Raw genomic sequence first — 11,711 nt, 5'->3', positions numbered from 1 at the left:
TCGAACCGTCTGCGTGGGAATGCCTCTAGGGACGCTCCGCGTCCAGTGACGCGGAGCGTCACGGGCTGCATTCCCACGCGGGAGCGTGGGAACGATCAGTTGCGATCAATCAAAACTGCCAGTTCAGGCTCAGGCCCACGCCGTGCTGCTTCTCGCGGCTGGCCAGTTGTCCGGTGTAATCGAGGTTCACCCGCACGTCGCGGGTCAGTGCCAGGCTGGCCTGCACGCCGACCAGCGCGGCGTCGCGCACCAGTGGCGAGCTTTCGACCGTGTACGGCGCGCTGCCGCTGGCGAAACGCAAATGCTGTTCGGAGTCGATGTCGGTCAGGCTGTGCTGCCAGCCCAGATGCCCGCTCACTTGCAGCTTCTGCGCGGACGGCAGGTCAAAGGTCTTGATCGCCCGCACGCCGAGGGTGCTCAACACCGCGTCGCGCTGGTCGTCGCCGCTTTTCAGCGCGGCGGCGTCGCCCTTCTCGGTGAAGCCGTCGGTGTCGAGGTGCACGTAGGCCAGGTTGGCGAACGGCTCCAGGGCCAGCGGTTGCAGATTCAGTCGATAAGCCGCTTCGCCGAATACCTGAGTGGTGGCGGCATCGACCTTGGCTTTCTGCTTGGCGCTGACGTTGCCGTACTGTAAATCGCGCTTCACATCGGCGCGGTGCCAGCTATAGGCGGCGCCGGTACTCAGGCGCCAGGCGCCGATGTCGTGACCGGCGTAGGCGCCGAGGTGATAGCTGTCGACCTTGGCCGAAGAATGCGTGCCCGAACCCATGCTCAGTGAGCTGTCGCTGTAACCGGTGACCAGACCGATGCGGGTCTGCTCGTCCAGTGCTCCGTCAACACCGGCCAGCAGGCCGCCAATTGACGTGCTGTACCGAGCGGTGTCATGGCTCGAATCGGTGCTGCCCCAGGCGCCGAGCGCCTTGATCCAGCCGTTGTTTTGCGTGGCTTGGGCATCGTGCAGGCGTTCGCCGATGGCGTCGCGCAGTTGCCGGCTGTCGTTGATCAGCACCGAACCGAGGGCCGGGTAGATTTCACCGCTCAACTGTTGAAAGGCTTGTTGCGCATCACTGGCGGTGGCCGACAACAACAGGCTTTCGTACACGGAATTGCCCGCGCCCAGACCTTCGACGGCAGTGGCCACGGAGCGCTGATTCGGGGTCTGGCCGACGCTGGCGAACGATGTCGCGTTGCGCTCGACGTTCAAGCCGATGCCGTTGTCGCTGTAGGCCAGACTGCCACCGATGAACAGATAATCCGGCAGCACCGCGCCGAACCGCCCCTGAATGCCACCCGCCGCTTGCAGAATGTCGTACTGCCGGCCGAGCAGGCTTCTGGCCTCGGTGGTGCTGAGCAGCGTCGGGCTGTTTTCCAGCGACAGGCTCACGGTGGCGCCGTTGATGGACGCAGTGCCGCCGGCAACGATGCGGTCGCTGCTGGTGGGAGACAACTCCACGGCGTAGGTCGAACCCGGCGCGAAGGTCACGTCACCGGCGACGTTCAACGTACCGATCGAATTGCCCGGTGCCACCCGGCCGCCGCTGTTGGCGGTCAACGCGCCGATCCGCCCGGAGCCGCCGAGGGTACCGCCGTCATTGACGGTCACGGCCGAGGTCAGCGATCCGTTCACTGTCAGCAGACCGCCATTGACCGTGGTCGGCCCGCGATAAGTGTTTTCACCGGTCAGAATCAGTCGCCCGTCGCCGGACTTGATCAGACTACCTTGATAAACCCGAGCGGAAGCCGCTGCATCGCGAGCTGTGCCCACGGCGTAATCGGTCTGATCCTGCTGGCTGGCGCCGGCCGGCACGCCGTTCTGCCAGCCTTTGCTTTGCAGGGTTTGCTGCCAGGCGCTGTGCTCGGCGAGGTCTTCGCTCTGGCGCTGGATCAGCGCTTTGTCGCTGATGTCATTGCTCCAGACATCGCTCTGCCCGGCCGCCAGGTTGGCGTCGAAAGCACCAAGCAATTGCCCCGGCCCGCGCATCGCCCGGTACAGGTTGGCCACGCCCCAGCCGACTCGCTCGGTCGGTGCGTCGGTCACCGATCCATCAAGTTGGGTGGCTGTGGTCAGCAGTACTTCGAGAGCCTGCTGGTTGTTCATGTACGGGTAGCGCTCCATCACCAGCGCCAGTGCGCCGGTGGCGTGCGGCGCGGCCATCGAGGTGCCGGACTTGATCGCATAACCGCCGTCGGGAATGGTGCTGTCGATCTTCGCCCCCGGCGTGGTGATGCACCAGTATTTGGCGATGCCGCACTGGTTGTACTTCTGCTGATTGCTTTGATCGAGTCCCGAAACCGCCAGCCAGTGGCCTTCCAGATCCGGCTGAAAGTACGGCAGCGCCGAACGCACGCTGGCATTCGGGTAGCCGCTGTTGCCGGCGCTGAACACGTTGATCACGCCTCGACGGGAAACGTCCGCCGCTGCGTCGAGCCAGGTGCCTTTGTTCCAGTGCTGGGCGTAAGCGGCGTGCAGATCCGCGAGGGTTCGATAGCTGACATCCGGCGGCTGGCTGCCCCAACTGTTGTTGATCGCCCGCACACCGGCGTCGGCCAGGGCGTCGTACACCGCTTTGAAGTAGCGCGGATCGGGGTTGGGGCCGAACAGAAAACTGTCGTTCTTGTTGGTGTTGCCGACGTAGATCTGCGCGTTGTACGCCACGCCATGCATGCCGGTGCCGTCACGGGATGCGCCCATGGTGCCGACCACGTGGGTGCCGTGAGAGTCGTTGTTCGGGTTGAGGGTGCCGTTGACGTTGAAGAGCGAGCCGTCGAGGTAGCTGCCGCTGGCCAGTACCGGGTGATAACGGTCGCTGGCGAACTCGGGATGGGCCGTGTCGAAACCGGAGTCCAGCGCGCCGATCTTCACGCCCTTGCCGGTGATGCCGGCGGCGTAGGCCTGGTCGGCCTGCATCCGGCCCAGTCCCCAGTCACGCAGGAATTCGGCGCTGCGCCAACTAGCCGGATCGCCCGGTTTGCCGGCTTCGAGGTAGTGGGCCTGAGCCTGGGTTGCAGAAATTACAAACAGCAGGGTGCCGACCGAAACCGGCTTGATGCGTACGTCCATGTTCACCACTCTTTTTGTTGTTTTGGGTCGAAGCTTTTTGCGTTGAAGCTACGGTGTTATTGCGTCCGTGGGCCCTGTCCGAAGGCCTCATCCACCCGCGCCAGATCCTGTTCGCTCAAGGTGCCCGCGTAGTAATGCAATTTGGTCCAGGCCATGAGGTAGTCATAGCGTGCCTGGGCCAGGTCGCGGCGGGTGGTAAATAGTTGTTGTTCGGCGTTCAGTGCGTCGAGGTTGGTTCGCTCGCCACCGAGAATGCTTTGCTTGGTCGACACCACCAGCGCTTCGGCCGAGGCCAGGGCCTTTTGATAGGCGCGCAGCTTTTTGACTCCGGACAGGCACGCACTGAACTGCCGGCGCAATTCGATCAGCGTCTCGCGAGTCTTGCCATCCAGCTCGTACTCGGCCTGTTCCATGGTGCGGCTGGCCTGACGGGTCGAGGCTGAAACCCCACCGCCGGCATACAACGGCACGCTGACTTCGAAACCAATCGTGTTGGTTTCGTAACGCTGGTTGTAGGTGTTGCCGCTTTCCGATTCGTTCTGGCGCATCGTGGCGTAAGCGCTGACTTTCGGCAGGTGCCCGGCGCGATTGCGTTCGACTTCGTACCGCGCCACTTCCACCGCCTGACGCTGGGACGCGAGGTTCGGGTTGTTGCTGACCGCCAGCTCGTGCCAGGTGTCGTAATTGGCCGGCATCAAGGCGAATGTCTGGAAGTTCTGATCCAGCGGTGCCAGATCACTGATGTCCATCGCCGGCACGCCTACCAATGCGCCCAACTCCCGTAGCGCGGCGTCCTGCTCGTCGCGGGCCTCGATTTCCTCGGCGGTCGCCAGTTCGTAACGCGACTCGGCTTCGAGGATGTCGGTGCGAGTGCCCTCGCCCTGCTTGAACATGTGCTCGTTCTGCTGGAACTGCTGCTCGTACGCCTTCTTCTTGGCCTGCGCGATGTCGATCTGATCCTGGGCAAACAAAGCCTTGGTGTAGTTATCCAGTACGCGAACCAGCAGTTCCTGGCTTTTGCCGCGAAAGTTCTCGTCGGCAAACAGCGACTGGGCCACGCCCTTGCGATACGCCGCGTAGGCTTCGTAGTCGAGCAACGGTTGTTGCAGGGTCAGGCTAGAGCCGTAGCTGCTGTAGTTGCGATCATCGGTGCGATTGCGCGCGCGTTCGTCGAGAGACGTGGCCTTCGACGAGTTGCGGCCCTTGTTGTAGTTGTAACCCAGTTTTGGCAACAGGCCGGCGCGGCCGATGGCGCGGTTTTCAAGGCCGGCGTCGCGCTCCTTGATCGCACCGAGGAACACCGGGTCATTGCGCAACGCCTGTTCGTAGATCTCGAACGGCCCCATGGCCGCCACTGCACTGTTGCCCGCGAGCAGCGCGAACGCTGCCGCCAGCATGGAAAGCTTATTCATACAGCCGAACATCCTTATTCTTCGGTCAACGCGGAACCGGCGCGGTCGAGCAGCGGCTTGAACAGGTAGTTGAGGAGTGAACGTTCGCCAGTGCGCACGAACATTTCCGCCGGCATGCCGGGCTTGATCACCAGACCGTTGAGTTTTTCCATGGCCTGATCGCTGACGCTGCTGCGCAACACGTAGTACGGCACGCCGGTTTTCTCGTCGACCATCTGGTCGGCGGAAATCAGGCTGACTTCGCCGGGCACCCGTGGCGTCTTGCTCTGGTTGAACGCGGTGAACAGGATGTCGACCGGCAAGTGCGTGCCGACCTTGTCGATCAGGTTGATCGGCAGGTGCCCTTCAACTTCCAGGCGCGTGCCTTGCGGGACGATTTCCAGCAGGGTTTCGCCCTGACGGACCACGGCGCCTTCGGTGTGCACGCCGAGGTTGACTGCCACGCCGTCGGCGGTGGCGAGGATTTCGCTGTGTTGCAGGTCGAAACCGGCGGAAGTCAGTTGCTCCGACAGTGTGACGCTTTTCAGTTGCGCGTCGGCCAGTTGGGTGCGGACTTCTTTCTGGTATTCCTCACCGTGCTGTTGCAGCTTCAGGCGGGACTCAAGGATGCCCTGCTCCACCCGGCCGCTTTCGCCGGTGTTCTCGGCCAGTTGCTGCTGAACCTGCGACAGCTGACGCTGGTATTCCATCAAGCGATTGCGCGGGATGTAGCCGTTGTCAGCCAGCGGTTGCAGGTTGCTCAACTGCTGTTGCAGCGAGTCAGCCTGCGCGTTGAGGTCGGTACGCGCGCGGCGCATGCCTGCCAGTTGCGCGGTGGCGCCTTCGATGCTGGCGCGCAGTGCGGCTTGCTCGCGGGAGAACGCTTCGCGGCGGCTGCTGAACAATTGCCGCTGGCCTTCCAGTACCAGCGCCAGGCGCGGATCGGCGTTGTCGCTCAGTTCTGCCGGAAACGTCACTTGCTTGAGGTTGTCACGCTCGGCCTGCCAGCGCGCCAGGCTGGCCCAGGCCATGCGGTATTGCGCCTGCAGCGATTGCACGTCGGCGGCGACCTGGGTCTGGTCGAGGCGGAACAGCGGCTGGCCCTGCTTCACGATCTCGCCTTCGCGCACCAGAATTCGGCTGACCACGCCGCTGCTCATCGACTGCACGGCTTTGCGCTTGCCTGATACCACGACGGTGCCTTGTACCGGGATCCCTTGATCCAGCGGCGCCAATGCCGCCCAGGTGAAGAAACTGCCAGCGCCGACCAGCGCCAGAATCCAGCCCATGCGGGCGAAAAACTTCGCATCGCGCTCCGGGCGTTCGGTGATGTACGCGTGTTCCATGTTTGCTTCGTTTTGCGTGTTCATGCTCGCGCTGCTCATACACCCGAATTCCTTGTCGTCGGCTGATACTGTCGGCTCATGCTGAGCCCGGCCGGTGCTTGCGCAGGTTTTTCATTTTGTTGTGATGGGTTGCCGGGCTGATTGCCGGGCTGGTTTGCGGACAGCGCCTTGAGCACATCGTGGCTCGGGCCGAAGGCTTGCAGGCGACCGTCGTTGAGCACCAGCAGCTTGTCGGCCTGGGCCAGCACCGAAGAACGGTGGGTCACCAGCACCACGGTGGTGCCCTGGGCCTTGAGTTGCACGATGGCGCTGGACAACGCGGCCTCGCCGACGGTGTCGAGGTTGGAGTTCGGCTCGTCCAGCACCACCAGGCTCGGGTTGCCGTACAGCGCACGGGCCAGTGCCACGCGCTGTTTCTGGCCGCCGGACAAACCGCTACCGTCCTCGCCCAACTGTGTGTCGTAGCCTTGCGGCATGCGCAGGATCAGTTCGTGCACGCCGGCCTGTTGCGCGGCGGCCACGACCTTTTGCGGATCGGCTTCGCTGAAGCGGGCAATGTTCTCGGCGATGCTGCCGCTGAACAGTTCGATGTCCTGCGGCAGATAGCCGATGTACGGGCCAAGCTGATCGCGGTTCCAGCGGTGAATATCGGCGCCGTCCAGGCGCACCGTGCCACCGAGGGCCGGCCATACGCCGACCAGCACCCGTGCCAGGGTCGATTTGCCGGAGCCGGAGGCACCGAGCACGCCCAGCACTTCACCGGCCGCCAGGTTGAAGTTGACCATGTGCAGGGTCGCAGCACGTTGACCCGGAGGGCCGGCGCTGACTTGTTCAAAGGTGATCTGGCCTTTCGGCGCCGGCAGCGCCATGGCGTCATCGCTCGGCGGGAAGGCTTGCAGCAACGCATCGAGGCGACGATAAGCCAGCTTCGCCCCGCTCCACTGCTTCCACACGGCAATCAACTGGTCGATCGGGCTCAGCACCCGGCCCATCAGAATGGAGCCGGCGATCATCATCCCGGCGGTCATGTCGCCCTTGATCACCAGCAGTGCGCCAAGGCCCAGCACCAGCGATTGCAGGCACAGACGCAGGGTCTTGCTCAGCGAGCTGATCACCGCGCCGGTGTCGCTGGCCTGATTTTGCAGACCGAGAAAGCGCGAATGCACCTGGAACCAACGTTTGCGCAAGGCGCCGAGCATGCCCATGGCTTGAATGGTTTCGGCGTTGTGCAGGTGGCTGGTGGCCAACTGGCTGGATTTCTGCGAGAAGCCGGCGGCTTCGCCCAGCGGCTTTTTGGTCATGTATTCGTTCAGGCACGCAAGCGCGATCAGCAGCAGCGCACCCGCCGTGGCGAGCACGCCGAGCCAGACGTTGAACAGGTAAATCACGAACAGGTAGACCGGGAACCACGGCGCATCGAAGAACGCGAACAGCGCGGGCCCGGTGACGAACTGGCGAATGTGGGTCAGGTCGCCCAGAGACTGCCCGGCGTTGCCCTCGCCCTTGAACAGGTTGCGCTCGAACGCCGCCTGATAGACCCGCAGATTGAAACGGCGCTCAAGCTGGCTGCCGATGCGGATCACGATAAAGCTGCGCACCACTTCCAGCAGACCAATGAAGGCGAAGAAACCGACGACCATCAGCGACAGCATCGCCAAGGTGGTTTCGTTCTGCGAAGAAAGCACCCGGTCATAGACCTGAAGCATATAAATGGAGGGCACCAGCATCAGCACGTTAATCAGTGCGGTAAAGCATCCGACGCTGATCAGAATGCTTTTATAGTCACCCAATGCCTTGAATAAGGGAGCGGTGGCTGGGGCCTTCGCCATCTTCATTGATTATTCCTGAAATGATATTTCCCGCCCTGCTTGGCGAGACTTCCAATTAATTGCCCGCGTTGAGCGCGGCACATACACCGTCAATACTTGCTTACACTTCAATAACAACTTCGGCGATTACAACCGGCCTGTATGTTATTGCAGTGTCGCTTATAACTGTAACGGGGTGCTTTATATTTAAACGGTCAGTCGGTTCCGGTCATTACGGCTGCTGCGCAGCACGCTTGAGTGTAATCACCAGGCCCGACTTCAAAGTGCTCAGATAAAGCCCGTCACGTTGTCGGCTGAAAAACTGGATTCTTGAGCCTTCCTTGCCGGTGATCGACAGACCGTCCGGATCGGGGAACCAGCCGATGGCTGCGTCCTGCAACCACGCGCTCAGGCAATCGGCGCCCTTGCCCAGGGTTTGATTGGGTTCGAGGTCGATCTGGCAGGTGTTCGACGGCTTGTCTTGCATCGCTTGCGCGTCGGGACTGTCACTGCGGGCGCTCAGGGTGGCGTGCCACTGCCCGGCAAATACCGATGGGTCTTCGAGTCTCAGGCTGCTTGCCATGGTTGTTTCTCCAGAAATCATCATCAGCACCGGCAACAGGTACGCCGCCGCTTTGCGGGTAAAAGCGAATTGGATCATAGGAAATTTCACTCCGGCACGTAGCCTTGCTTACCGGTCACGGCGATGCAAGTGAAGAAAGCGGCGCATGACGCGCCGCTTTCCCTTGTTACATCACGCCACGATGTCGCTGGTGGCTGCCTGGCCAACGGTGCTGACCTGGAAATCAGCCACGCCGTGCCCGGAGAAGTCCACCGACAACAGACTGTTGCCGCCCGAGGACGTCAGAACCGCATCACCCGCCGCACCAGTGAAGGCGCTGACGAAGTGCAGGCCCGCGCCCTTGGTGATACCGGTCAGGTCGATTTTGTCGAGACCGCTGACGAAATCGAGGATCTGATCGATCGCACCCGGCTTGGAGTCGGAGCTGGCCGCGAACACAAAGGTGTCTGAACCTGCGCCGCCCCACAGCTTGTCCGCACCGCCGGCGCCCCAGATGATGTCGTTGCCGGCACCGCCCTTGAGCTCGTTGGCCGCGCTGTTGCCGATCAGCAGGTCGTTGCCCGAACCGCCGATCGCGTTCTCGATGGTGACGCCCTTGGCGATGGACACGTTGCCCACCAGGCCGCCAACGTCGGAGAACGAGGCTTCATTGAGGTTGATCTTCTGGTTCTGGGTGAAACCCGAGAAGTCGAAGGTGTCCTTGCCGCCCGCATCCCACACCGAGAACACCAGCTTGTCGGCCGACGACGAGGCGCTGAGGAAATCGCGACCGGCGTTGGAGTTGAAGCCGTAGGTGGTGTCACCGGTACGGGTGGTCAGGTTGGCGCCGTAGAGCTTCTGGATCGCTGCGATGTCATCCATCAGCGGGCCGGAGGAATAAGCTTCCACGCCGCCCTTGCTGAAGTTCTGGCTGGTGTTGCTTTCGCTCCAGTAGCTCATGACGCTGTAGCCGCGGGTGTCTTGCCCGTAGGTCGCGTCGTTGTAGGTCGGGTTGCCGTTGCCGGCGTTGTAGTCGCCCGGGTGCGCCAGGCCAAGGGTGTGGCCGATTTCGTGGGTCAGGGTCTGACGACCGTAGTTGTTCAGATCCGGGGTCTTGTTCTGGGTGTAACCACTGCTGATCAAGTACCACGAAGTGCCGTCATAACCTGGGCCGGTACCCGGCAGGTAGGCGAACGCTGCTGCGCCGTCCACGCCACCGCTGTAGTTGGCGAAGGTCATGTGGCCGTCACCGCCGGTGGCTTTCTCGGTGAAAGTGACGTTGGCCACATCGGCCCAGGATTGCATGGCGAGCACGGCCTGGGTTTTCTGTTGAGTACTGAACTGACTGAACCCGGTGATCCCGTGCTTGTTCATCGTGCTGGACGATACCGAAGTCAGGAACGTGTAGGTGAGTTCGATCTTGCCGCTGCCATCCTTGTCCTGGTAGGCAGCGCCGTCGCGCAGCAACTGGGTTGCGGCCTGGTCGACGGAAAAGGAGGGTTTGCCATTGACCGTGAGGTTGCCGCCACGATCGTACTGATGGCTGAAGCTGTTGATCTGGTTGAACGCCGAGCTAGACGCAGCCAGAGGATCCGCGTTCAGCTGGAAAGCCTGTTCGGCGGTATCAACAGCGTTAGCTTTTACTTTCGACATAAACACACTTCCTTGTTTAGCAATGGAACAGTTTTTGTCCGATAGCGACAACCTCTGGCGAGATTGTCCTATCACTCGCCCAATGAAGGCGTAAGAAACCTGACACAATTTGAAATCTAACGTCTAGCGTTTTTTTGAGATCAAATTGAACTGTTCCGGGAAACTCCCGTAAACAAAGCGCGTGCCGCCGAAAGAAGTTTGTAAGAGTGGTGAATTGGCCTAATTGTCTGACGATTTCTTATTTAAATATTAAATATCGGTAAGTTATATTTTGTTAGCAGCGTCTCACTTTGCTGCACTTTATCAGTGCAATGCCAGTGGTTTGATATCAAGTTGATCCAACAATACATATTCAGGCGAGGGCTGTACCGCCCTCGCCTGTTTTTTTCAGCTGCCAGTGCGAATCTTGTTCCACACCCGCGTGCGGATCCGGTCGATGTTCAGCGGCATCGCTTCCAGTGCAAACAGCTTGCCCATCATTTCCGGGCTCGGATAAACCTTGGTGTCGTTCTTGATCGCCGGATCGATCAGGCTGTCGGCCTGTTCGTTGCCATTGGCGTAGCGCACGTAGTTGCTGATGCCGGCCATCACTTCCGGGCGCAGCAGGTAGTTCATGAACGCGTAGCCGGCCTTCTCGTCCGGTGCATCGGCGGGCATGGCGACCATGTCGAACCAGATCGCGGCGCCTTCCTTGGGAATCTCGTAGCCGATTTCGATGCCGTTCTTCGCTTCTTTGGCGCGGTTTTCCGCTTGCAGGATGTCGCCGGAGAAACCGACCGCCACGCAGATGTCGCCATTGGCCAGGTCGCTGGTGTATTTCGAGGAATGGAAATAGCTGACATACGGCCGCACTTTCATCAGTAGCGCTTCAGCTTTCTTGTAGTCCTCGGGGTTCTTGCTGTGATGCGGCAAACCCAGGTAGTTGAGCGCCGCCGGCAGCAGTTCCGGGCCGTTGTCGAGGATGGCTACGCCGCATTTCTGCAGTTTTTCCATGTATTCGGGTTTGAAGATCAGATCCCAGGAATCCACCGGCGCATTGTCACCCAGCACGGCCTTGACCTTGGCGACGTTGTAGCCGATGCCGGTGCTGCCCCACAGGTACGGAAAGCCGTGTTCGTTGCCCGGATCGTTGGTCTGCAGGGCTTTGAGCAACACCGGGTTGAGATTCTTCCAGTTCGGCAACTGGCTCTTGTCGAGCTTCTTCAGCGCCCCGCCCTCGATCTGTCGCGCCATGAAGTGGTTGGACGGAAACACCACGTCGTAACCGGATTTGCCGGTCATCAACTTGCCGTCGAGGGTTTCGTTGCTGTCGTAGACGTCATAGGTGACGCCAATGCCGCTGGCCTTTTCGAAGTTCTTGGCGGTGTCCGGCGCGATGTAGTCGGACCAGTTGTAAACCTTGACCGTATCCGCCGCCTGAGCGAGGGAAACGGCGAGCATCAAGGTTGCGAGCGCGAGGGTCTTTCGGATCATGGATCGATTCCTGTATTGGCTATTGTTGTTGGCAGGCAATCAAAAGGATCAAAACGTCAGAAAATCAGGACATAGGTCTTGCGCACGGTTTCTTCGATGTCCCAGATCCCGAGCGTGTTGGCCGGCAACATCAGTGCGTCGCCACCTTGTATGTGCAGGATTTCGCCGCCGTCGTCCGGGGTGAACGTGCAGCGACCGGAAATGAAATGGCAGAACTCTTGAGCAGTGATCTGCCGGCGCCAGCGACCGGGGGTGCATTCCCAGACGCCGGTTTCGACGCCGTCGTCGCGCTCGACACTGGTGGTCGAGGCAATCGCAACCGGCGTGCCGAGCGGCACGGCCACCGGGTTGGACTCATCCAGTTGCAACGTGGCGGTGTTCTTGAATTGGGTGATGCTCATGGCGTTACCTGTCTGC

Annotated in this window: 8 protein-coding genes; all 8 read right to left on the bottom strand. The window is 61.1% G+C overall.

Annotation, left to right across the window (positions count from 1 at the left end; all coding sequences use genetic code 11):
- Positions 1–109 precede the first annotated feature (109 nt).
- Positions 110–3,061, bottom strand: a complete 2,952-nt coding sequence (eprS, locus tag AC0R79_RS15215; protein ID WP_474730314.1) for an autotransporter serine peptidase EprS — start codon at positions 3,059–3,061, stop codon at positions 110–112.
- Between the two features lie 56 nt (positions 3,062–3,117).
- Positions 3,118–4,485, bottom strand: coding sequence for a TolC family outer membrane protein (locus AC0R79_RS15210; RefSeq protein ID WP_127798104.1), 1,368 nt, complete (start codon positions 4,483–4,485; stop codon positions 3,118–3,120).
- A 2-nt stretch (positions 4,486–4,487) separates the two neighbouring features.
- Positions 4,488–5,837, bottom strand: coding sequence for an HlyD family type I secretion periplasmic adaptor subunit (locus tag AC0R79_RS15205; protein ID WP_127798103.1), 1,350 nt, complete (start codon positions 5,835–5,837; stop codon positions 4,488–4,490).
- Entirely contained in the window at positions 5,834–7,633 is a 1,800-nt protein-coding gene (locus AC0R79_RS15200) for a type I secretion system permease/ATPase (protein WP_221533301.1), read from the bottom strand. The genes AC0R79_RS15205 and AC0R79_RS15200 overlap by 4 nt, the downstream gene beginning before the upstream one ends.
- Positions 7,634–7,838: 205 nt before the next feature.
- Positions 7,839–8,267, bottom strand: coding sequence for an AprI/Inh family metalloprotease inhibitor (locus AC0R79_RS15195; protein WP_474730311.1), 429 nt, complete (start codon positions 8,265–8,267; stop codon positions 7,839–7,841).
- A gap of 93 nt (positions 8,268–8,360) precedes the next feature.
- Positions 8,361–9,821: a serralysin family metalloprotease gene (locus tag AC0R79_RS15190; protein WP_474730308.1), complete on the bottom strand. Its 1,461-nt coding sequence runs from the start codon at positions 9,819–9,821 to the stop codon at positions 8,361–8,363.
- 387 nt (positions 9,822–10,208) lie between these two features.
- Positions 10,209–11,294, bottom strand: coding sequence for a polyamine ABC transporter substrate-binding protein (locus AC0R79_RS15185; protein ID WP_474730306.1), 1,086 nt, complete (start codon positions 11,292–11,294; stop codon positions 10,209–10,211).
- A gap of 56 nt (positions 11,295–11,350) precedes the next feature.
- The gene (locus AC0R79_RS15180; RefSeq protein ID WP_474730303.1) at positions 11,351–11,695 is read right to left on the bottom strand and encodes a cupin domain-containing protein; all 345 of its coding nucleotides are present in this window, start codon (positions 11,693–11,695) and stop codon (positions 11,351–11,353) included.
- Positions 11,696–11,711: the final 16 nt, after the last annotated feature.

Source organism: Pseudomonas sp. HD57-3, from assembly GCF_056113135.1.
The sequence above is the reverse complement of the archived record's forward strand: the minus strand, read 5'-3'. Positions and strand labels throughout refer to the sequence as shown.

Coding starts and splice junctions, on each gene's coding strand:
- eprS (WP_474730314.1), bottom strand. CDS start 3,061: ATGGACGTACGCATCAAGCCGGTTTCGGTCGGCACCCTGCTGTTTGTA.
- AC0R79_RS15210 (WP_127798104.1), bottom strand. CDS start 4,485: ATGTTCGGCTGTATGAATAAGCTTTCCATGCTGGCGGCAGCGTTCGCG.
- AC0R79_RS15205 (WP_127798103.1), bottom strand. CDS start 5,837: ATGAGCAGCGCGAGCATGAACACGCAAAACGAAGCAAACATGGAACAC.
- AC0R79_RS15200 (WP_221533301.1), bottom strand. CDS start 7,633: ATGAAGATGGCGAAGGCCCCAGCCACCGCTCCCTTATTCAAGGCATTG.
- AC0R79_RS15195 (WP_474730311.1), bottom strand. CDS start 8,267: ATGATCCAATTCGCTTTTACCCGCAAAGCGGCGGCGTACCTGTTGCCG.
- AC0R79_RS15190 (WP_474730308.1), bottom strand. CDS start 9,821: ATGTCGAAAGTAAAAGCTAACGCTGTTGATACCGCCGAACAGGCTTTC.
- AC0R79_RS15185 (WP_474730306.1), bottom strand. CDS start 11,294: ATGATCCGAAAGACCCTCGCGCTCGCAACCTTGATGCTCGCCGTTTCC.
- AC0R79_RS15180 (WP_474730303.1), bottom strand. CDS start 11,695: ATGAGCATCACCCAATTCAAGAACACCGCCACGTTGCAACTGGATGAG.